A 20,383-nucleotide genomic window follows, 5' to 3' on the forward strand; every position below is an offset into this window, starting at 1 on the left:
TTTCTACCCCTTGTCGGACGCCTCGTTGTAGACGTCCTTCAAGAGGGTTTCCTTGCGAAGCGCGAGGCACTCGCAATGGCGCTCCTTCGCCGCTGTTTCCCGAATCGTTTCTGCGAGCACCTCGCCGATCATCGGCGCGTCGTCGTAGAAGATGTCCTTCATCGTGCCGTACGACCACTTGGGTCGGATGCCCTCGCCGTAGTTCACGACGTAGTAAAGCCCCGCGTAGCACGCGCCGATCTCACGCGCGAGGTAGACCTCGGGGCAGATGCTCTGCCCGATGATGTCGGCGCAGCCCTTGAGCATGGCGACTTCAGCAGGACTCTCGAAGTGGCGCCCATCGGTGCACGCGTAAATGCCGCGGTCGAAGATGCGACCCGAAAAGCGCTTCTTCGTCGCCGCCAGAAGCGAAGCGCGAAGCTCGGGGCAGAGGGCATCGCGCATGATGAGCAGATACCTGCCGTCGAGCATGACGTCCTTGCGGTTCGAGAGGTCGAGATAATCGTCGGGAATCAGGAAATCGCGCGGATCGAGCAAATGATTCGCCGTGCCGACGCCGCCCTCGGAGAGGACGCGCACGACGCCGGCCTCGCGGAAGACCCAGAAGACTTGGCGCGAAGCGTCGGCACGCGTCACGCCCGAGCGCCAGCCGTGCATACGGCACGAGAGCGCACGCACCTCGCCGACCGAGAACAGGCGAAAAGCGGGACTCTTTCCGTAGGGCGTGTCAAAGATGAGATTGTCGGCGAGAATTTTTATATCCTTATCGGGAAGACGCGCGGGAAAATCACTCGAAAGCGTGCCCGAGCCGCCGACGACGCCAAACGATGCGGCGGGAATTTCTTGCTGTGCCATTTATTCTCTCCTTTCGCTGAAGGTTTTCAAAACACGGTACTCCGTATCGCGCTGCGCGGCTTCTCTGCCCGCGCCTTGAATCAGGCGCACCATCTTCTGAATCGACATCTCGTAGCGCGTGCCCGCCGCCTTGACGACGTTCTCTTCGAGCATGACGCTGCCGAGGTCGTCCGCGCCGAAGCCCAGCGTCAGCTGCCCGATGCGCTCGCCCTGCGTGACCCACGAGCCTTGGATGTGCGCGATGTTGTCGAGGTAGAGGCGCGTCAGAGCCAGCGTCGTCAGGTAGTCCCACGAGCTTGTCTTCTCGCCGCCAAGCTCCGTGTGGCCGGGCTGAAATGTCCATGTGATGAAGGCGCGGAAGCCCCCCGTCTCATCCTGCAGGCGGCGCACCTTCTCCATGTGCTCGATGCGGTCGGCCATCGTCTCGCCGAAGCCGATGACCATCGTCGCCGTGCTCTCCATGCCGATCGTGTGCGCCGTCTTCATGATGCGCAGCCAGTCGTCCGTCATGATCTTCTTCGGCGCAATCCTCTTGCGGATGCGGTCGACAAGGATCTCCGCGCCGCCGCCCGGCAGGCTGTCAAGTCCCGCCGCCTGCAGCCGCTTCAATGTCTCCTCGACGGAAAGCCCCGCCTTCTCTGCGAAATAGAGGATCTCTGTCGCCGTGAAAGAGTGGATCGTCAGCATGGGAAACTCGCGCTTCAAACGGCGCAGCATTTCCTCGTAATAGGCAAGACCCAGCTCCGGATGCAGACCGCCCTGAATCATCAGCTGCGTGCCGCCCGCCTCGACCGTCTCACGCGCCTTTTCGAGGATTTCCTCGTAGGAGAGCAGGTAGGCGTCCGCCGCGTCCAAGCGGCGGTAGAAGGCGCAGAAGCTGCACTCGTTGCGGCAGATGTTCGTGTAGTTGATGTTGCGGTCAACGATGAACGTCGTGCGGTTGCCGTAGCGCGCGCGCCGCACGACATCGGCCTCGCGTCCGAGCGCGATCGGATCTTGTGCGAGGAGAAGAGCCTCGCCCTCCTTTTCCGTCAGGCGCATTACGCTTCCCCCTCTCCGCTCGCCAACGCGTGATAAAATGTGTCGCGCTCCACAGGCTCGTAGCCCGCCTCGCGGATGATGCGGCAGAGCCTTTCGCGCGTGATGCCCGTGCCCGTCTTGGCGCCCGCCGCGTGGATGATCTTCTCCTCGCCGATCGTGCCGTCGAGGTCGTCCGCGCCGAAGCCCAGGGCGAGTTGCGCCACGGGCATCGTCAACATGATCCAAAACGCCTTGATGTGGCGGATGTTGTCGAGGATAAGGCGCGAGAGCGCCATCATCTTCATGTCCTCCCACGAGCCGACGCGCTCCAGCGCATAGTCCTTCGCAAGCTGCGTATTCGCGGGATGAAAGGGGAAGGAGACGAACGCCTGGAAGCCGCCCGTCTCGTCCTGTATGTCGCGCAAAGTGACGAGGTGCTGCAGGCGCTCCTCGATCGTCTCCACATGACCGTAGAGCATCGTCGCGTTCGTGCGTATGCCGAGAGAATGCGCGGCCTTCATCGTCTCGATCCACTGGGCGGCCGTCGCCTTCTTCGGACAGATGATCGCGCGCACGCGGTCCGCGAGAATCTCCGCGCCGCCGCCCGGAAGCGAAGAAAGCCCCGCCTCCTGCAAAAGGGCGAGCACCTCCTTGACGCTCTTTCCCGTCATCTCGGCAAAATGCACGATCTCAACGGGCGTGAACGCCTTGATGTCGGCATCGGGCAGAGCCGCCTTGACCTGGCGCACGACATTGATATAGTAGTCGAAAGGCTTCGTCGGATGAAGCGCCGAGACGATATGGATCTCGCCGAGCCGCTTGACCTCTTTCGCCTCGGCAAGGACGCGTGCGACGTCCGCCGCCTCCATCACATAGCCATGGCTCTCGCCTTCCGCCACTTGAAAGGCACACAAGGGGCAGCCTGACGTGCAGATATTCGTCAGATTGATATGGCGGTTCACATTAAAAAAGACACTCCTGCCGCTCGCGCGTTCCTTCGCACGCCGCGCCACATCCGCGAGAAAAAGAAGGTCGTTCTCCTCGTAGAGCGCCAAGGCGTCCGCAAGGTTCAGCCTCTCCCCCTGCTCCGCCTTGCGGCGTGCAGATTCCAATATCGTCATCGTATCTTAGTTCTCCTCAAATCACATGATCGCGCGGCCATCTCGCCTTTTGAGCAGCAAACCGCTCAATCCGTCACTGTTTCGCCCAGTCCGTCCATGCCGCGGATATAATCATCAATATCCTGCACGATGCAGGAATCCCCCATCGTATGCAGGGATTCAAAATACTTCATGATATAACCGTAAACGTCATATTTCTCAAAGATCTTGGCGGTTTCCGCACCTGAAAGACGCTTGAAATAGCGATACCTTTCCATACAATAAATCAGAAACGCCGTCTTCCTTCCCATCTTTACGTCCCCTCCGGGTAATCGTAAGAGCCTGTCAGAAGTTCATCCTGATACATCGTATACAGTGTCAAGGGGCTATAATGCCATAGTTTCGATTTCTCATCCGAAAGTTCCTTGTAAAGTTCGGACTGATAGAAACAGGAAACCGCCTTATCTTCGTCAATATTGCTGTTCTCTATGATCCGCTCGATGACAGGCGGCACAAGGATGGCCAGCATCGCACTGAACTGCTCCTCGTTCATACAAGCTCCCTCCCTTCAAAATGCAGATATTGCAAGGCCTTTTCTGTCGCAAATACCAACTGGTTGAACAATCTTCGGATCTTCAGAGCCGCCAAGGTCTGCTCCCGATCCATCACGCCCGTCATATAGAGCGCAAGGACGCGGTACACATCGTCATTTGCCACTGCACCGTAAATCAGATCATACTGTCTGCCCTGATACACCCCTTGACGATTCGCCATGACGAAGTCGAGCCACGCCTCATCCGCATCGGCGAAGCGAAGCAGACTGCATTGCTGAAAAGCCTCGGCTTCATCTACCGAATATATATTCAAGGTCGCTTCTCCAGTTCTGCGCCTGGCCGCAACCTTGCCGGCAAAGTTTACAGCCTGCGCCCGGTTTGTCGTCGTATAGAACCCGAAGCCGAAGTCCAGATAGCGATTCTGCTTGATGAGTCTCGGATGCTCTACCGTCGCATTGCTCCCATGGTACAAAACCACGCCGAATGCCTCCTGTCCAGCGGCTCTTACTCTTCACTCCGTGTCGGAGAACCCGCTCAATCCGTCACCACTTCGCCCGTCCAGTCCATGATGCCGCCGAAATCGACGATGTTTCCATAGCCCATGGCAGCAAGTTTCTGCGCCGCATCATGGCTGCGCTTGCCGCTGCGGCAGTAGACGAGGATCAGCTGATTCTTGTCCTTAAGCTCTGCAGGCGGAGTCTTGTCGATGCTCTCATTCGGGATGTTGATCGCCTTCGGAATATGTCCCGTAGCGTATTCGCCCTTCGTCCGCACATCGACGATGATATAGTCCTTCTCCGACGCCATCATCTTCTGCGCCTCAGCTGCCGACACCTGGCGCGGCGCACCCGCCGCCTGCCCGCCGCAGCCGCCCGCAAAAAGCGTCAGCGCCATCAATGCCGTCAAGATAATAATCTTTTTCATAGTATCGCTCCTTTGCAATCTCAATTCTCGCCCTTATTATACCACATCCGGCAAACCGCGAGAAACTGCCTTCAGCGCCGCTCCTCGCACCACTCGCTCTGCATGACAGGGTACAAGAAGCCCGACATCGCGCCGAACTTCTCCTCGTTCGTGCAGGCGCTCTCCCACCTTTCCTGTTCAAATGGCAGCTGGCTCATCTCCAACAATTTGGCGATGGTCATCGATGGTACCGCCCCACCCCTTTGATGTCGAGAAACGCTTTTTCAACAGGAACCGCCCCTCCTTCGTAAAGATCCTTGCAAAGCCATGACATATAGATTCTGCGCAATCCGGCCGTTTCCACAACGTCAATGTATCCCGTCGCATAGGTAATACGCCCTCCGGTGATTTCCATATTCTTCACATAGCAGCCGTTGAAGTAGCGCCCGCTGACCTTGATTTCCGAACCATCCACATCGTTGTACCACGTCCCGGACATTGCGTTCATGATATAATCGGTTGTTTCTTCCTTCGTCATACCTCGATACGCTTCCGCCATTTTGCAGCCGAAATCTTTCTCCTGTACCGCAAAAGGCATGCCTAATACAAAAAACATTCCCGACAGTGCCAGAATGGCAGACCATTTCTTTATGCTTTGCATAAAAATCCTCCTCCACTAAAAACAACATCTTTCTGTCTCTCTTTGATTTTCCCTGCAATAAAAACCCAAACGGGAGTCTGCCCTGCCCATAGGAAGCAATTCAGACTCCCGCTGTCCCTTCATTCCGAGCCGTCGACAACTGCATAAAGTCCATCAGAGAAATTCGGCGACGCATACCTTCCCATATGCGAATCGTACCATTTCCTGCCGCCGTAGAACTTCATGTGGTAAGCGATGTAAAATGCCATCTCGCCCGCGAAGTGATGCCCTGTTTCCGCCATGGAGCCGACAGGCGGGACATAGTGCCATGCAGAGCTTTTTTCTCCCCAGCGGTACATCGCACGCTCATCCCAGTTATAGAGGAATTCCTCCGTATCCACCCGGTACGGCGCAGTATTGCCGCGATCTGCATCCTCGACTGTCAGCACGTTGACGGCAATCTGATAGACAGGCGGGTTGTACTGCTGCACGACGAGGGAACTTTTGTCGACATACCAGCCCACTCCCATGTGTCCGCCGCAAAGCAGGAAATTGCGATCTCCATTCAAATAGTCAGGATAGCCGCTCGCCCATGCCGTACTGCAAAGAAAGCAGCAGACGACAAAAAGTATCATGGTCAGAATGCGTTTCATAAAGATACCTCCCCAATTTGAACTCTATTGGAATCTTACACCTACTGGAAATTCACTTCTGCATCACGCGCCTCGCAATCTCGCGCATCATTTCGATCGCCCTGCCGCGCCTCTCTATATCGTCTGCCAAAATGACGAGGATCACCGCGCGTCCATCCTCGCCGTAGAGGATGCCGCCGTCTGCGTAGAGACGGTCGAGCTCGCCCGTCTTATGCGCGATGCGTGCGCCGGGCAAGGCTTGCGGGAAGCACTCGCGGTCGGTCTGGGCGAAGAGCATGTCGCGCATCTTACCGTCGTATGGCTCGCCCACACATTCCGAGCGATAGAGCCTCAAGAAGAACGTGCCAAGATCCTTCGCCGATGTAATGTTCTCGCGCCCTTCTTTCACGGCCGCATCATCCATCATCTTGCGCTGCAGTCGAGATGCATCGTAGCCGTGCGCCCTCATATAGCCATTGATCTCCGTCATACCGAGGCGGTCGATCATCATGTTCGTCGCTGTGTTGTCGCTCTCGGCAATCATCTGACGCAAAAGTTCCTCCACGGAAAACACCGTGCCCGCACGATAGCCTGTGATCACGCCAGCACCGCCTACCTTGTCGACCTCTTCAAGCCGCAGCACGTCGTCGAGATGCAGTTCTCCCGCCTTGACCTTCTCCATGGCACAGGCGAGAATGAATACCTTGATCATGCTCGCTGCGCGCATCTCATCCGCGTCTCTAATCAGCGGCGCATTTCCATCATCCGGATCGGCTAGATAGACGGTGAACTTCGCGCCGCCGCGCGCGGCAAGCCGACGCACCTCGTCGACGAGAGCGCGACGCCCCTCCTCGGTTCGCTGCGGCGTCTCTGCCTCGGGCAAGCGTCGTTCTTCCGTGCCTGGCACAGGCGACGGCATCTCGTTGTCCGACTCGCGCAGGAGCAGCCACAATCCGCCGGCAAGGAGCAGCAGGAAGAACATAAAACCGAGCGCAAGGAGGACGAGGGCGAGGACTGCCTTCCTGTCTCTCGCATTCATCGGTAGAGTCTGTCGAAGTCCGCGTTTGCCTGATCAAACGCATAGGAAGCGGTCGTACCCTCGCTGAAGCCGTAGCTGTAGTCACCGCCGTTCGAGCTGTCGACCATCCCCTTGTAGAGTCCCTGCGCACGATGTACCTCCACCGCAAAGAGGGAGCGCAGCGCATTGCACCCCGCCGGATCAGCGCCGCGGAGCGAAGCCGCGCGACTCTCCGCCTTGCGCGCCCGCTCCAGGACGGCCCTCGCATCATTGATCAGTCCGGGCGCATTGCGAAAGTCCGGATAGTTTTTCAAGTGCTGGTTCGCGCGGTTCGCGATTTCGCCGATGGCGATGTCGATTTCATCCTTCTCGCGCACGAGATCGTTCCATTCGGCGCTGCTTTGCCTCGCGCCCTTCCCTTGCGCTGCGGGCTGCGTCTGCTGCTGCGGCGGTACAGCAGACTTCGCCTCATCACGGTCCGTGCTGTAGAGATAGTAGCCGACACCGCCGACGACGAGCAGGAAGAAGCCGATGACGAGGAGGACGCCGCAGCCAATCAGGAGGCCCGTCTTGCCTGACGTCCCGCCGGACTGTGCTTGCTGCGGCGTTCCGGGCGGCATCCCTGAGCCTTGCCTCCATGCCGGACCTCCTTGCGCTGCATTTCCCTGCTGAGCACCCGTCCGATTTCCCTGCAGTCCGATGGGCGGCGAAACCGTCTGCGCACCGCCCGACGGTTTTGCCAAGTTTACACCGTGACCGCAGTTTCGGCAAAGCTGCGTTCCCTCAGGCAGCTCTGCGCCGCAATTCGTGCAATATCTCATCGTCATCTCCTCCGATTCCCTTCCCGCCCCCAAAGAGAGGCTTTTCCTCCGCAGCATCTTCCTTCGATATCTGCCCTATTTCATAGCATTAGAATTCTCTGTGCCTAGTTCATTATCCTGCAAGGAGCGGCAATCTTCTGTCGAAATATACGGTCATTGATTAATTCCTCCATTTATTTCTCCACGGAGTGCATCTTGACACATGGCAAAAAATGAGAATTCATATACAAACGGATGCATATATGGTAAGCTACACGCACAAACGTCCACTTTGTGGACATTGTGCGCCGCCCTTACATGAAACCGGCCAATCAGTCTGCGCCTACGGCTTGACTTCTTGGGGTTTCATGGTAGACTTCCAATATAGAAAAGATTCCGAAGATTTTCCTTGTTGGCGAGGTGGGAGAATGGAAAACTGTGTCGATGTGAAATCCCTGTATGAACTGTTGAATGATGCGGAAAGGCGTCTCGAAGACGCTGCACAGGAAATGCGTCTTTTACTCGAAGACGTCGAGCAAAAGGCACTGCCCGAAGAAGATGCCATGGGGGCGCTCAGGGACAGCCTGAAAGAAATATCCGCTATGCGCACCGAACTCGCAGCGAAGGGAGCGGCTCTTGACGCGGCTCCCGCTTCGTTTGCCATCGCCGATTGGCGGCGGGCGCTCTCCGCCTACGAGGAGAAGTGCGCGAACGAGGCGGGACGCGAGGCGCTGGCGCTGCTGCAAAGGCTGTATTCGGAAGATGAAGAGTGCCAGTCTGCCATCGAGACGCTGAGAGCAAGCTGCCCGTCGCTCGAAGCAGACGCCCTTGGCAGGAAGAAGCCCGACCTGCTTCGGGACATCAAGCTCCTCATGGAAGCCTTTCAGCAAGAGAAGCCGATGAAGCCAGAGAGCAAACTCCTACAGTACGGGAGGAAGCTCGCGCGTTTTCCCGAGAAGCTGGTCATCGCAGCAGCGACGGGCGATCCGCCGCTGCTGCTGCATGAGCAGGAAGAATCGGCGCCTGCGACGTTGACTGCGGAAGAAGCAGATGTGCCAAAAGCGCATGGCAAAGCAGCCCGAAAAGAGGATACCCCCCACGCCGCTGAGGAAGATGGAGCGCCTGTCCGTGCCGCCTCTTTTGCCGCAGACGTATCGGCAAAAGAAGCGCAGGACGAACGCATTGCCACTACGCTTTTCGAGCGCATCCGAGAAAAATATGCGACCGAGCACCCCTTGCTCGAAATTGAAGACCATTCTGCGGAGAAGAAGCCTACGGCAAAGACCATCAAAAACTATCTGAAGCAGGGCACTGCTGCCATCGGCTACCTGCGCATCCTTTCGATGCTCGCGGGCATTGAAACGATGTTCACCGCCTCATGGATTGAAGCGGAGGCGAAAAAGAACGACGCGCTCGCGCACTCCGTACTCGCCGACATGGTAGAGCGCGGCTTCCTGCGTCTGCTGCATTTTCGCGATCTCCCCGACATGTACGATGTCCCTGCAAGCCTTTATCCCGAACTGAGCGCCAAGGAAGTCCTGCGCCTCCTGCATTGGAAGAAAAAGCCGCCGCAGCCGCTTGAGAAGACGATCGATCCGTTGGCGCTGGAGGCTCTGTCCGACCTGCTTCATGAGCAGGGCTGCCTCCACTCGGATCGGCGGAAAGGAGCGCTGCACAAAGGAGGGACGAACTGGTGCGGCGCTGAGGGTTACTTCCTCCTGACATCACGCACGGCTCTCAGGGAAGATCACTACATTTTCGTGGCTGCACCGCCGACCGTCAAGTGGTTGGAAAAGGTGCGGGCGGCACGCAGGAAAGCTCCCGAGAGCGCCCTGTACCTTCTGGGTGCGGATGCACAGCATATTGAGGAAATTCGCGCCTTCCTTGAAGAGCACTGCGAGAGTGCGCTGAAGATCGCAGGAACGTATGTCTGGGAAGAAGATGTGTGGCAAGAGACGAGCGCCGATGAAGCGAAGGTTCGCGCGGAAGGTGCGGGAAACGCCTCGATAGAAAAGAATGCGCCGAAAGAGGAAACGACGGCGGACAGTCTGCAGGAGCCGAAAAGCGCCTCGGCGGATGCGAGAGGAGCGGGCGACGAAGAGGCTTTAGGCGAAGGCGCGGCTTCAGGAGAAATGCCGACGATGGAAGCCGCATCGGCGCGGGTGCAACTCGTGACGGAGACGCCGACGGCTGACGCAGCGACGATCGCCGCCGAGCCGATGCAGCCGACGGCGACGGAGTCGACGACGGCACGGCCGATGGCGGAAGATGCGGCATCGGCTGCACAGGAGATGCCGACTGTCGCGATTCCGCCAGTCGGAGAGCCGTCTGCCGAAGAAGCAGCTTCTGCCCCTGCCAAAGCCGCTGCACTCCCCGGCGCGAGCGCGATCATGAAAGGCATATCCGTCGAGCAGAATCTCCATGCGATGCTGGAATGCGGCGATTTCGCCAGTGCCTCGGCGTACCTTCATGCTGCGGCGCACTTCGCGCCGGATTTGTGGAAGCAGCTGAATCAGGAGCTTGCCTACGCGCTCTTTGCACCGCTGCAAAAAGTCCGTTACTCCTCCGATGTTCTCACGGACGTCTATTTCACGCAGAGCATGGGCGAACCGCATGAAGGATTGGCCGTCTCTGCCATGCTCTGGAACTTCTATCTCGATCATACGTCTTATGACTATGGGATGCAGAGCCTCCTCGGCACGGCGAAGAGCTTCGACTTGCTCAAGGAAGCCGCAGGACTCAGTGACGCGCTCTACACCCTCATGCAATTCAAGACGGAAGCGCAGAGCGGCGCGGACAAGTATGCCGACTACCGGCTTAAGGACAAGAGCCGCATGGAAGGACATTTGAAGGATCTGCAGACGAAGGCGCGGGAATATGAGGGTAGGTTCGTTCACGGTCATATCACGGAAACTGGCAGCAACCGCCGCTTCATCGAGACGCAGAAACTGATCTTCGCTCCCGACGGCAATCTTGCCAACGCCTTGCATTCTGTTGCTGAAGGGGAAAGGGAGATGTTCGATCTCGTCCGCGACTATGTCGCAGAAGCATTTCTGCAAGATCCCGAGGAGGGTGCTCCTCCTTTTGAAATGCAGAACGTCAGCATGGACAAGATCAATCGTCTGATCGACGACTGCTGGCACAGGGCGGGCAGTCTCGTCCTCCTCCAAAGGCGCTCGGACAGGCTCATCGGCAACTATCGCAGTTCCTTGCAGAAGCGCCTCGAAAAGATTGCCGTCCTGCTGACGCAGTGGGTGAAGTGCTCGGATGCGCTCGGCATTGACGAGATGAACAGTAGCCTGCCCGCCTACCGCAAGATGCACGGGAGGCTCCTCGAACAGCTGGAAAAGGCGCAGGAGTCCATCCAAGAGACAGCTCTTCCCGCGTGGGAGCGGCAGGTTCTTTCCCATACGATCGGCGAGATCGTGCGTCGTCTGCGCGGCGACTACGAGGAGAAGGAGCAGCGCTTCTTCTACGCCGACTTCCTGCGGACGCCGTACGTGCTGCTCGACGAGGACTTTTTGCCGCGTGTCACGCAGCCTGTCGGCGACCTCGAAAATTTCTTCCCCCTGCGGCGCATCGAGCAGCATTTTGCAGCGGAAAAGCCCGCCTTCGCCGTGCGCCTGCAGGAGATTCTCGATGGGAGCGACGACCTCGGCTCGGCTCGGCTCATCGTCTCGTATCTCGATGCGACAGGAGAGCCGCCCGCGCCCGAGGTGCGTGCCATGATCGAACGCATGGAGCCGGACAGCATCATCGCCCATGCTCGGCGCGTGAAGAAGGAATTCATCGAGAGCTTGGAGCTTGCACAGAGCTACGGGCAGATCGAATCGGCCATCGAGGACAAGAAGGAAAAGATCCTTGAGACGGTGGAAGTCTGGTTCGTGCGTTGTCAGGAAAACCTCGACTACGGCTTTTTTGCCGCCATCGTCGAGGCGTTCAAGAAGAAGATCGACGACGATGCAGAGCATCGCGGCAAGGCTCTTCGAACCGAGTTGGACAAGCTGCAGACGGCTCTGCCGCCCGCAGCTGACGAGGAGGAGAGCGAGCGCCGTGAGGCGAAGATCGAGAAGATCCGCCGCATGATCGACATCAAGAACTACACCGTAACTGAAGATATGCTGCACCGCTTCGGCGAGGATGCGGACGACTCGCCGCTCGAATCCCTGCAGACCGACGAACTGCGGGACTTCCTGCGTTTCTATGACAGCAGCTACAACAAGGTGTACGGGTCGAGCCGTACGCTGTCCTCTGTCGTGCACCTGCGCGGACGCAACAAGGAGACGCGCGGCGGCGAAGCGCTTCTCAACGCATGGCCGAAATCGGGCAGAGGCGCGAATCAGAGCGCCATGATCAAGGAGCTTCTGCGCGGCCTCGGCTTCTCCGTTGCCTCCGTAAAGGCGCTTTCGCCCATCGGCAAGACGGAAAACTACGAGGTGCTCCTCGAAGAAGCCGCAGGGGGGCGGCGCAACTACGCGCATCCCTTCGCTGCCTTCGGATCGAGGGCGACACAGACGCCGTTCCGCGTCATCTGCCTCTACGGCAAGTTCGACGCCGACGCATTGATCGACCGCTTCAAGGAGATCGGCACGGCAAAGCCCACGCTCGTCTTCCTCGACTATGCGCTGCAGAAGGATCAGCGCAACCGTCTGGCGCGCAAGACGAAGCTTGAGATCCCCGAATGCTGCTTCGCCGTCATCGACCGCGTGGTGATCGGCTATCTCGCGGAACACTATGCGGAGACGAAGATCAACCGCATGACGCTCTCCATCACGATGCCGTACGCCTTCTACCAGCCCTATATCCCGAATGCGGCGAATGCGATGCCGCCCGAGATGTTCATGGGGCGCAAGGAAGCGCTCGACAAGATCGTCAACCCGCAGGGCGAGAACATCGTCTACGGCGGCCGGCAGCTCGGAAAGTCAGCGCTCCTGCGCATGGCGGAGTACACGGTCAACCGCATGGGTGACGGCAGCCGCGCCCTGATGGTCGACGTCAAGAGCTGCAATGTCGAGGAGGCGGCGCTGCGCATATCGCGCGAGTTCGCCGACAGCAAGATCCTCGCGGCGGATTTTGAGACGCGCGATTGGACGGAACTGGCGCGCGCCATCCGCCTGCGCCTCAATGAAACGAGCGAGCGGATTCCCTACCTGCTGCTGCTCATCGACGAGGCCGACGCCTTCATCGAGAGCTGCAAGGCGGTCGATTACCGCCCCTTCGAAGAGCTCAAGAACATTCAGACCATCGGACAGGAGCGCTTCAAGTTCGTCATCGCCGGCCTGCGGAATGTCGTGCGCTTCGACAAGGAGGCGCTGAGCAAGAACAGCGTCCTCGCGCATCTGAAGTCGTACACCGTGCGCCCGTTCAGCGCCACGGAGGCGAGAGAGCTTCTCGAAGTCCCGCTCGCGTGCCTCGGCCTGCGCTTCTCCGAAGAGAAGCAGGCGCTCGTCTCGACGATCCTCGCGACGACAAATTACTTCCCGGGACTCATCCAGCTTTACTGCTACAAGCTGCTCGAAGCCATGAAGAAGGACTATGCGGGATATGAGGAGGCGAACACGCCGCCCTACGAGATCAACGAGAAACACATCAAGAAGGTTTTGGCGGAAGCCGATTTCATGCAGGACATCTACAACAAGTTCGACATCACCCTGCGCGTCGACGAGGACTGCTATTATCACATCCTCGCCATCCTCATGGCGGATCTCTACCACGACGGGGAGAATTCCGAGGGCTGCCTGCCCAAGGATCTTCTTAAACGCGGGAAGGACTACGGCATCAAGAAGATGGAAGTGCTTTCGCTTGAGAACGTGCACGCCCTGATGGAAGAGCTGCGCGAACTGAACATCTTCCGTCTGACGGCGGGCGGACGCTACCTCTTCGCACGCTACAACTTCTTCCAGCTCATGGGCAGCAAGGAGCATTTGGAGAACGAACTTCTCACCTATATGGAGGATTGACATGGAAAGGATCTGGTGGGGCAGCGTCCCCAATGCCACCCGCTACGTGCAGGAGATCGTCGACGCGGTTCGCGAGGAAAAGAGCATGGTTCTCGTGCTGGGGAAAGATGTCCCGTGGCGCGAATTTCTTCCCGTGCTCGTCGAAGAGCGCATCGCCTTCCTGCCCGACCGCTCGCTGAAGCGTCTCGCCTGCCCCGCCGAAGAGCCGGGCGCCTACCTTCTTGAGCATTACTGCATGGAAGAAAAGCGCCTCGCCTACCGCGCAGGCAAATCCCATGCGCAGTTCCTCGCCGAGGCGGAAGGGCTCGTGCTGCACAAGGCGATCGTGTGGATCGATATTCAGGATGCGGCCAAGGCGCGTGCGTGGACAGAATTCATCCACGCCTATTACGGCTTTGCGAAAAAGGGGGCGGCGACGCCCTCGTTCCTCCTCGCCTTCTCCGAGGACTTCGGCGTAGGACGCGGCTGCAAGGGCATCGTATATCACGCCTTTTCCGATGAGGTCAACGAATTCGACCGCTTCGCCTTCGCTACGCTGGCGGCGGCAGGCAGCGTCGGGCAGCGGCGCCTCAAGCCCTACCTCGCTACGCTCGCCGCCACCGTCTGCGCCGAGGATATGGAACTGTGCGCCGCCTGCAGCCGGCGCGGCATGGATTTCCTGCGCCACCCGCGCGAGACGCTCGAACGGATCGCCGAGGAAGAAGTGCGAAGCGACGGCAGTCCCTTCGCGCTCGACGCGCTCTATGAAGATCTGACGCGTCGGATCTGGAAGGCGCAGGTCAAGACCGTGTTCCCCGCCATCGAAGATCGGCGTCAAGCCTACATCGAAAAATGCCGCGACGCGCTTCGCACCATGAACCTCGTGCCCGAAGAGGTCGAAATCGGCGTACTCTCGCACAAGGCGGCAGTCGGGGAAATCAAGCTCCCGTCCGCGGATGTAGAAGAGCTCCTCCTGCTCAAGGAAGCGAGGAATCATCTCGCACATATCCGGGAAGTTCCCTTTGGCGTTGTGGAGAGGCTTGTATGATGGAATCACTGATAAATTCAGCCACCCATCTTCGCACATCTGCACTGTCCTCTCGTCGTCGCCAAATCCTCGACGTAGCACCGCTACGCCTGCGGTTTGTCTCCTTGCTGAGCCGTCCAAGAGCCAAGTCCGAAGGACGCAGGCGATTGGGCAACGGCTCGTATGCGAAAACGTCCCAAGAATGCAAGCGCGAAGCGCGTCGCATGATTGGCTGACGTTGACCGCTATAGATACAGCGCATCTGTGCAAATCTGGGCGACCTCATTTTATCAGCGCTTCCTTATAATTGTTTCAGTGACTGGCGAACCGTCGGTTCTCCTCCGTGTGAGGAGGTGATGTGCGTGACGCTTTATGAAAAGCTGTCGATCCTCATTGCAGCGCTTGCGCTGGCAGTGGACATCACTTTTCATCTGCTTGCTCTGTAAGTAGAAAAAAGAACCGCTGCGCGGTTGCGGCGGTTCTTCTTTCAAGACAAAAATCTTAACAGGAGAGACCGACGCACCCAAAACGCCAGTCACTCTTTCTTTTGTCATTATAGATTTTTCGTGCATGGATGTCAAGCGCGCCAGCGAAAGGCGCGCTCGGCATCCATTTTCTTTCAGCGAATCTTTCCGATTTGGTTCAGCAGCTGCCAACCTCGTCGAGCGCCTTGACCGCGCCCGTCTTCGTGAGGCTTACGGCTCTTCCTTCGCCGAGTCCTGTGAAGATGACGAGGCAGGCGTCGGACTTCGCATGCTCCTTGATGTAGGCGTCGTCGAAGGTCATGAGGCGGTCTCCCTTCTTGACCTTCTGGCCGCCTTCGACGAAGACCTCGAAGCCCTGCCCGCCGAGCGCGACGGTGTCGACGCCGATGTGCAGCAGATACTCCGTGCCGTCGGCGGTCTTCATGCCGATCGCGTGCTTCGTGTCGAAGACGAAGACGACTTCGCCGTCCTCGGGCGCGTAGACCGTTTCTTCCGTCGGGTAGACGAAGTAGCCGTCGCCCATCATCTTGCCCGCGAATGCCTCGTCGGGCGCTTCCTCGATCGGATGCACCTCGCCTGCGACAGGAGTGAAGAGCGTATGCGCGCTAGTTTCACCGGCAGACGCTTCCTGCGCGCCCGACTCCTGCGCCGAGGCGTTTTCCTCAGACACGTTTGTCGCAGAGGATTTTTCTGTGTCCTTTTCCGTCGGCTCTGCAGCGTCCGTCGCTTCCGGCTCGACGTCGGGCGCTGTTTCGAGGTACGTTTCAAGATTCGACTTGATGACGGCGACCTGCGGGCCGTAGATGACCTGCACGCCCGTGCCCTTGACGATGACGCCGACGGCGCCCGTCGCCTTCAGGAGCTTCTCGTTGACGAGCGAGGAATCTGCGACCGAGCAGCGAAGGCGCGTCGCGCAGCAGTCGACGGAAGTGATGTTCCTCTTGCTGCCGAGTCCGCGCGCGATCGCCGCGCTCTTGGCATCGGCTGCTCCTGCGCCGGACGCTGCCCCCGCCGCGCCTTGCTGTGCCTGGTAGTCAGCCTTCGAGTAGAGCTTCGTCTCCTCGTCGTCGTCCTCGCGGCCCGGCGTCTTGAAGTCGAAGTGGCGGATCATCCACGAGAAGATGAAGTAGTAGAGGAAAAAGTAGACGACGCCGACCGGGATGATATACATCCAGCCCGTCTTCGCCTCGCCCTGCAGGATGCCGAAGATGAAGAGATCGAGGAGGCCGCCCGAGAACGTCAGACCGACGGCGATGTTGAGGATGTGCGCGATCATGTAGGCGGCGCCTGCGAGCGCGACCTGCACGGCGAAGAGCGCGGGTGCGACGAAGAGGAAGGAGAACTCAATCGGCTCGGTGATGCCCGTGAGCATCGAGGTCAGAGCCGCCGAGAGCAGAAGGCCGCCCGCGACCTTCTGCTTTTCGGGACGCGCACAGCGGTACATGGCAAGCGCCGCGCCCGGCAGGCCGAAGATCATGAAGATGAACTCGCCCGAGAAGTAGCGCGTCGCATCCGAGCTGAAATGCGTGACATCGGGCGAAGCGAGCTGGGCGAAGAAGATGTTCTGACCGCCTTGGACGAGCTGGCCGTCGATCATCATCGAGCCGCCGACGCCCGTCTGCCAGAACGGCAGATAGAAGACGTGGTGCAGGCCGAAGGGGATCAGAGCGCGCTTGATGATGCCGAAGATCAGCGTGCCGATGTAGCCCGTGCCCGTCACGAGGCCGCCGAGCGCGAAGATGCCCTGCTGTGCGAGCGGCCAGACAAAGTACATGGCGATGCCGACGAAGAGGAAGACGATCGTCGAGATGATGGGCACGAAGCGTGAGCCACCGAAGAACGACAGCGCGTTCGGCAGCACGATCTTGTGGTACTTGTTGTGCAGCCAAGCGACGCCAATGCCGACGATGATGCCGCCGAAGACACCCATCTGAAACGACAGGATGCCGCAGCTCGGCGCAATCGTGCCTTCGAGCACCGTGGGCGCGATCGTGCCGTCCGCGAGGATCTGCCCGCCGATCTTCAGCATGGCGTTGCACGCCGTGTGCATGACGAAGAAGGCAATCATGGCAGAAAGCGCCGCGACTTCCTTCTCCGCCTTCGCCATGCCGATGGCGACGCCGACGGCGAAGATGATCGGCAGGTTGCCGAAGATCGTGCTGCCCGCGCTCGCCATGATGGAGAGAAGCGCGTGAAGCGGCGTTCCTGCACCGAGAAGGGCGGTAAGGCCGTACGTCTCGATGGTCGTGGCGTTCGTGAACGACGCGCCGAGACCTAAGAGTATGCCGGCGATCGGCAGGATGGCGACGGGCAGCATGAAGCTGCGCCCGACACGCTGGAGTACGCCGAAAATTTCGTCTTTCATGACAACGAAAACCTCCTTTCTGGGGAATTGCTGGATTCATCCATACCTCCCCGACCGAAGAAATATTACGTTTCGATTATACCGCAGCAGAAGGAATCTTGTAAAGGCGCAGGGCGATAAATGAGAATATTGTCAACGATTTCTCTCTTTGTATAAATCCCGATAAATTCAATGGGAAAAGTGTTGACTTTTTGTCTTTTATTTACTATAATGAGAATCAATAAAAGTAACTGCCTATCAGATAAAGGAGATGACGATCATGCGTGAAGCAGGACATACCTTTTTGGCGAGAATGGGGAAGACGAAGCTGCGCCCGGGCGGCATCGACGCGACGAACTGGCTCTTGGAGAAGGCGAAGATTCAGCCGTCGTCCAAAGTTCTTGAAGTTGCGTGCAACATGGGGACGACGATGATCCTCGTCGCCGAGCGGTACGGCTGCGAAGTCGTCGGCATAGACCTCGATGAGGCGGCGCTCGAAAAAGCGCGTGAAAATATCAAGAAAAAGAAGCTCGAAGACAAGCTCTCCGTCGTCAGCGGCAGCGCTTTCGCGCTTCCCTTCGAGGATGCGAGCTTCGATGTCGTCATCAACGAGGCGATGCTCACGATGCTCATCGGTGCGGACAAGGGGCGCGCACTCAAGGAGTATTCGCGCGTCCTGAAGCCCGGCGGCGTCCTTCTGACGCACGACGTCGTCTTCCGCGAGGAAGACCCGAAGGTGCAGCACGAGCTTATGGCCGGGCTTTCCAAAGCGATCAACGTCCACGTCGAGCCGCTGACGCTTGCGGGATGGAAGGAAACGATCGAGAAGCATGCCTTCCGTACGGAGCAGAAGCACGGCGATATGACGCTCCTCGACCCGCCGGGCATCCTGCACGATGAGGGCGCGAAGGGCGCGCTGAAGATCATGACGAACGCCATGAAGAAGGAGAACCGCGACATGTTCACGACGATGTTCGACTTCTTCCACGACCACGCCGCCCAGCTCGGCTATGTGGCAAACTTCAGCACGCGGGTATAGTCGGCGCGCGATCATACAGCTAAAAAGCGGGGCTGCTGCACGTCCATTTCGTGCAGCAGCCCCGCTTTTCTATTTGCAGGACGCGCTGAATCAATAATTCTTCTTGAGCTGTTCAAAATACGCCTGCGGATGGGCGCAGACGGGACAGACCTGCGGCGCCTGCGGCGATTCGCAGACGTAGCCGCAGTTGCGGCACTGCCAGATGATCTTCTCATCCTTCTTGAAGACCTTCTCATCCTTGACGTTTGCGAGCAGCAGTCGATAGCGCTCCTCGTGCTCCTTCTCGATCTTTGCGACGGCCTCGAAGAGATTCGCGATCTTCGTGAAGCCCTCTTCCCTTGCGACCTTGGCAAACTCGGGATACATCGACGTCCATTCCTCGTGCTCGCCGTCAGCGGCCGCCTCAAGGTTCTCCGCTGTCGTGCCGATGCCCGCGACGAGCTTGAACCAGATCTTCGCATGCTCCTTCTCGTTGCCCGAAGTCTCCGTGAAAAGCGCCGAGATTTGCTCGAAGCCGTCCTTCTTCGCACGCGATGCATAGTAGCCATACTTCGTATAGGCCTGCGACTCACCGGCAAATGCCGCCCAAAGATTCTTTTCGGTCTGTGAACCCTTCAATTCCATGGCAATTCCTCCTCATAGAATAGTTCGTAGATATGGATTTTCCTGTATCATAACACTGACGGCAAATACCGTCAATCCCTATTTGTTTAATATGAATGATTCTCGTTTGCCTTATTTTGTTGCACAGGCTACCTTTGGACGCAGGCGCATGGAAAAGCTCCTGATTCATCCATAAAAAGAAGCCGCACCGAAAAATCTCTTCGATGCAGCTCCTTTTTTATCGTTCGGGTGCAGATCCCGCGTCAGTGGATCTCAATCTGCTTGCGCTGAGGCTCGCCCGCTGCTTTCGGCAGCTTCACCTGCAGCACGCCGTCCTTGAATTCCGCGTGGATGTTCGCTTCGTCGATGCCGTCGATGTAGAACGAGCGGCTGACCTCGCCCGTGTGGCGCTCGCGGCGGATGTAGTTGCCCGCCTCATCCTTCTCGTCCTTCGACTCGTCGCGCGAGGCGGCAACGGTCAGATAGCCGTTCTCATAGTGCAGAGCGACATCCTCCTTCTTCATGCCCGGCAGATCGGCGGTCAGCTCGTAATGATCGTCCATCTCCTTGACGTCCACCTTGAAGGCGGCAGCGCCCCAGTTCGCGGCGGGAAAGCCGTCGCGGAAGAAAGAGTCGCGCATCGCGTCGAAGAGTGCGAACGGATTCGCGCTGCTGCGCTCCGCGAGATCATGACGTCCGGCAAAAGGTACCAGTCCAAACATAGCAATCAACTCCTTGAAATTCATGCGGCGGCACGGCTCTCTGTGCCGTCGTTCATTGTTTTCATTACCGAAGGTATTCTTTGCTCACCTTCCGATTCTTATTATACGCATAAAAGTCAAAAAGTCAATAGGTCAAAAAGAAAAAGTTTTACCGTCGCTTATCCCTGCGAATACACGCTGATTTCCACGAGATTACCGTCGGGATCGCGCAGATAGATACTGTCGATGTGCCCTTTTGCGCCTGTGCGCTCGACGATGCCGAGTTCGATGGGTGCGCCCTTCGCCTCAAGCTCGCGCCGGATGTCGTCAATCGAGCCGTCAGCAATCAGACAGAGGTCAAGACTGCCACAGGTCGGATGCTTTGCGGCAGGCTGGAACTCGCCCTTTTGCACATGGATGTTGAACTTCGCATTGCCGAAATGTAGCGCATGGCGGCCGTCCCTTTCGCGATGCTCCATGCCGAGCACGCCTTCGTAGAAGGCAAGGCATTGTTCGAGATCCTGCGTCGTGATAACGATGTGGTCGATGTGCTTGATGTTCATTCGATCTTCTCCCTTCTGTCAGATGAATTACTTATATTTATTCTATCATAGAGTCTTATCGAAGGGAATATCTGTCGCTTTACATTTAGAAGAATGGCGAAGCCATGAAAATCCCTGTATTTTCTATCCTCCTTGATAATCCCGCAAGGTTCTCTCACAA

At 58.1% G+C, this 20,383-nt stretch carries 20 protein-coding genes; 3 read left to right on the forward strand and 17 right to left on the reverse strand.

Going from position 1 to position 20,383, the window contains the following annotated elements:
- Window positions 1-3 precede the first annotated feature (3 nt).
- The 12 genes from SELSP_RS11295 to SELSP_RS11345 all read right to left on the reverse strand — a co-directional run bounded on the left by SELSP_RS11295 (window position 4) and on the right by SELSP_RS11345 (window position 7,549).
- A complete protein-coding gene (locus SELSP_RS11295) occupies window positions 4-855 on the reverse strand; it encodes an MTAP family purine nucleoside phosphorylase (protein ID WP_006192506.1) in 852 nt (283 codons plus the stop codon).
- Window positions 856-1,896 (reverse strand): cyclic dehypoxanthinyl futalosine synthase, encoded by a 1,041-nt coding sequence (mqnC, locus tag SELSP_RS11300; protein WP_006192507.1) that lies wholly within the window; start codon window positions 1,894-1,896, stop codon window positions 856-858.
- On the reverse strand, window positions 1,896-2,996 hold the full coding sequence (mqnE, locus tag SELSP_RS11305) for an aminofutalosine synthase MqnE (RefSeq protein WP_006192509.1): 1,101 nt from the start codon (window positions 2,994-2,996) through the stop codon (window positions 1,896-1,898). The genes mqnC and mqnE overlap by 1 nt, the downstream gene beginning before the upstream one ends.
- Before the next feature lie 65 nt (window positions 2,997-3,061).
- Window positions 3,062-3,286 (reverse strand): DUF3791 domain-containing protein, encoded by a 225-nt coding sequence (locus SELSP_RS11310; protein WP_006192511.1) that lies wholly within the window; start codon window positions 3,284-3,286, stop codon window positions 3,062-3,064.
- Between the two features lie 2 nt (window positions 3,287-3,288).
- Window positions 3,289-3,528 (reverse strand): hypothetical protein, encoded by a 240-nt coding sequence (locus SELSP_RS11315; protein WP_006192512.1) that lies wholly within the window; start codon window positions 3,526-3,528, stop codon window positions 3,289-3,291.
- Entirely contained in the window at window positions 3,525-4,007 is a 483-nt protein-coding gene (locus SELSP_RS11320) for a DUF3990 domain-containing protein (RefSeq protein WP_006192514.1), read from the reverse strand. Before SELSP_RS11320 ends, SELSP_RS11315 begins: the two co-directional genes overlap by 4 nt.
- A 56-nt stretch (window positions 4,008-4,063) precedes the next feature.
- Complete coding sequence (locus SELSP_RS11325) at window positions 4,064-4,453, reverse strand: rhodanese-like domain-containing protein (RefSeq protein ID WP_006192515.1); 390 nt, start codon at window positions 4,451-4,453, stop codon at window positions 4,064-4,066.
- 71 nt (window positions 4,454-4,524) lie between these two features.
- Window positions 4,525-4,674, reverse strand: a complete 150-nt coding sequence (locus tag SELSP_RS12295; protein ID WP_006192516.1) for a hypothetical protein — start codon at window positions 4,672-4,674, stop codon at window positions 4,525-4,527.
- A complete protein-coding gene (locus tag SELSP_RS11330) occupies window positions 4,671-5,093 on the reverse strand; it encodes a hypothetical protein (protein WP_006192517.1) in 423 nt (140 codons plus the stop codon). The genes SELSP_RS12295 and SELSP_RS11330 overlap by 4 nt, the downstream gene beginning before the upstream one ends.
- 119 nt (window positions 5,094-5,212) lie before the next feature.
- Window positions 5,213-5,725, reverse strand: a complete 513-nt coding sequence (locus SELSP_RS11335) for a hypothetical protein (RefSeq protein WP_006192519.1) — start codon at window positions 5,723-5,725, stop codon at window positions 5,213-5,215.
- A 52-nt stretch (window positions 5,726-5,777) separates the two neighbouring features.
- A complete protein-coding gene (locus tag SELSP_RS11340; RefSeq protein WP_006192521.1) occupies window positions 5,778-6,743 on the reverse strand; it encodes a serine hydrolase in 966 nt (321 codons plus the stop codon).
- Window positions 6,740-7,549, reverse strand: coding sequence for a zinc ribbon domain-containing protein (locus SELSP_RS11345; protein ID WP_169311130.1), 810 nt, complete (start codon window positions 7,547-7,549; stop codon window positions 6,740-6,742). Before SELSP_RS11345 ends, SELSP_RS11340 begins: the two co-directional genes overlap by 4 nt.
- Window positions 7,550-7,950: 401 nt before the next feature.
- Between SELSP_RS11345 and SELSP_RS11350 the strand changes: the two genes are divergently transcribed.
- Window positions 7,951-13,482, forward strand: coding sequence for a hypothetical protein (locus tag SELSP_RS11350; RefSeq protein ID WP_006192523.1), 5,532 nt, complete (start codon window positions 7,951-7,953; stop codon window positions 13,480-13,482).
- Window position 13,483: 1 nt separating this feature from the next.
- Complete coding sequence (locus SELSP_RS11355) at window positions 13,484-14,509, forward strand: hypothetical protein (protein ID WP_006192525.1); 1,026 nt, start codon at window positions 13,484-13,486, stop codon at window positions 14,507-14,509.
- A 269-nt stretch (window positions 14,510-14,778) separates the two neighbouring features.
- Here SELSP_RS11355 and SELSP_RS12225 read toward each other — a convergent pair whose 3' ends face one another.
- Entirely contained in the window at window positions 14,779-15,144 is a 366-nt protein-coding gene (locus SELSP_RS12225) for a hypothetical protein (RefSeq protein ID WP_006192527.1), read from the reverse strand.
- Window positions 15,131-17,338 carry a PTS transporter subunit IIABC gene (locus SELSP_RS11360; protein WP_006192529.1) on the reverse strand — a complete coding sequence of 736 codons (2,208 nt, stop codon included), beginning with the start codon at window positions 17,336-17,338 and terminating at the stop codon, window positions 15,131-15,133. The genes SELSP_RS12225 and SELSP_RS11360 overlap by 14 nt, the downstream gene beginning before the upstream one ends.
- A gap of 259 nt (window positions 17,339-17,597) precedes the next feature.
- Between SELSP_RS11360 and SELSP_RS11365 the strand changes: the two genes are divergently transcribed.
- Window positions 17,598-18,356 (forward strand): SAM-dependent methyltransferase, encoded by a 759-nt coding sequence (locus tag SELSP_RS11365; RefSeq protein ID WP_013741072.1) that lies wholly within the window; start codon window positions 17,598-17,600, stop codon window positions 18,354-18,356.
- 90 nt (window positions 18,357-18,446) lie between these two features.
- Here the strand turns inward: SELSP_RS11365 and rbr are convergent, their stop codons facing one another.
- From rbr to SELSP_RS11380, 3 genes are all read right to left on the reverse strand, one after another.
- Entirely contained in the window at window positions 18,447-18,980 is a 534-nt protein-coding gene (gene rbr / locus SELSP_RS11370) for a rubrerythrin (protein WP_006192533.1), read from the reverse strand.
- A gap of 242 nt (window positions 18,981-19,222) precedes the next feature.
- Complete coding sequence (locus SELSP_RS11375) at window positions 19,223-19,681, reverse strand: Hsp20/alpha crystallin family protein (RefSeq protein WP_013741073.1); 459 nt, start codon at window positions 19,679-19,681, stop codon at window positions 19,223-19,225.
- Between the two features lie 158 nt (window positions 19,682-19,839).
- Window positions 19,840-20,223 carry a VOC family protein gene (locus SELSP_RS11380; RefSeq protein ID WP_006192536.1) on the reverse strand — a complete coding sequence of 128 codons (384 nt, stop codon included), beginning with the start codon at window positions 20,221-20,223 and terminating at the stop codon, window positions 19,840-19,842.
- Between the last annotated feature and the right edge of the window lie 160 nt (window positions 20,224-20,383).

It is taken from the genome of Selenomonas sputigena ATCC 35185, from assembly GCF_000208405.1.
Classification (GTDB): Bacteria; Bacillota; Negativicutes; order Selenomonadales; family Selenomonadaceae; genus Selenomonas; species Selenomonas sputigena.

Bases quoted from the DNA above. Each gene is read 5' to 3' on its own strand.
- SELSP_RS11295 (WP_006192506.1), bottom strand. From the start codon at position 855: ATGGCACAGCAAGAAATTCCCGCCGCATCGTTTGGCGTCGTCGGCGGC.
- mqnC (WP_006192507.1), bottom strand. From the start codon at position 1,896: ATGCGCCTGACGGAAAAGGAGGGCGAGGCTCTTCTCCTCGCACAAGAT.
- mqnE (WP_006192509.1), bottom strand. From the start codon at position 2,996: ATGACGATATTGGAATCTGCACGCCGCAAGGCGGAGCAGGGGGAGAGG.
- SELSP_RS11310 (WP_006192511.1), bottom strand. From the start codon at position 3,286: ATGGGAAGGAAGACGGCGTTTCTGATTTATTGTATGGAAAGGTATCGC.
- SELSP_RS11315 (WP_006192512.1), bottom strand. From the start codon at position 3,528: ATGAACGAGGAGCAGTTCAGTGCGATGCTGGCCATCCTTGTGCCGCCT.
- SELSP_RS11325 (WP_006192515.1), bottom strand. From the start codon at position 4,453: ATGAAAAAGATTATTATCTTGACGGCATTGATGGCGCTGACGCTTTTT.
- SELSP_RS12295 (WP_006192516.1), bottom strand. From the start codon at position 4,674: ATGACCATCGCCAAATTGTTGGAGATGAGCCAGCTGCCATTTGAACAG.
- SELSP_RS11330 (WP_006192517.1), bottom strand. From the start codon at position 5,093: ATGCAAAGCATAAAGAAATGGTCTGCCATTCTGGCACTGTCGGGAATG.
- SELSP_RS11335 (WP_006192519.1), bottom strand. From the start codon at position 5,725: ATGAAACGCATTCTGACCATGATACTTTTTGTCGTCTGCTGCTTTCTT.
- SELSP_RS11340 (WP_006192521.1), bottom strand. From the start codon at position 6,743: ATGAATGCGAGAGACAGGAAGGCAGTCCTCGCCCTCGTCCTCCTTGCG.
- SELSP_RS11345 (WP_169311130.1), bottom strand. From the start codon at position 7,549: ATGACGATGAGATATTGCACGAATTGCGGCGCAGAGCTGCCTGAGGGA.
- SELSP_RS11350 (WP_006192523.1), top strand. From the start codon at position 7,951: ATGGAAAACTGTGTCGATGTGAAATCCCTGTATGAACTGTTGAATGAT.
- SELSP_RS11355 (WP_006192525.1), top strand. From the start codon at position 13,484: ATGGAAAGGATCTGGTGGGGCAGCGTCCCCAATGCCACCCGCTACGTG.
- SELSP_RS11360 (WP_006192529.1), bottom strand. From the start codon at position 17,338: ATGAAAGACGAAATTTTCGGCGTACTCCAGCGTGTCGGGCGCAGCTTC.
- SELSP_RS11365 (WP_013741072.1), top strand. From the start codon at position 17,598: ATGCGTGAAGCAGGACATACCTTTTTGGCGAGAATGGGGAAGACGAAG.
- rbr (WP_006192533.1), bottom strand. From the start codon at position 18,980: ATGGAATTGAAGGGTTCACAGACCGAAAAGAATCTTTGGGCGGCATTT.
- SELSP_RS11375 (WP_013741073.1), bottom strand. From the start codon at position 19,681: ATGTTTGGACTGGTACCTTTTGCCGGACGTCATGATCTCGCGGAGCGC.
- SELSP_RS11380 (WP_006192536.1), bottom strand. From the start codon at position 20,223: ATGAACATCAAGCACATCGACCACATCGTTATCACGACGCAGGATCTC.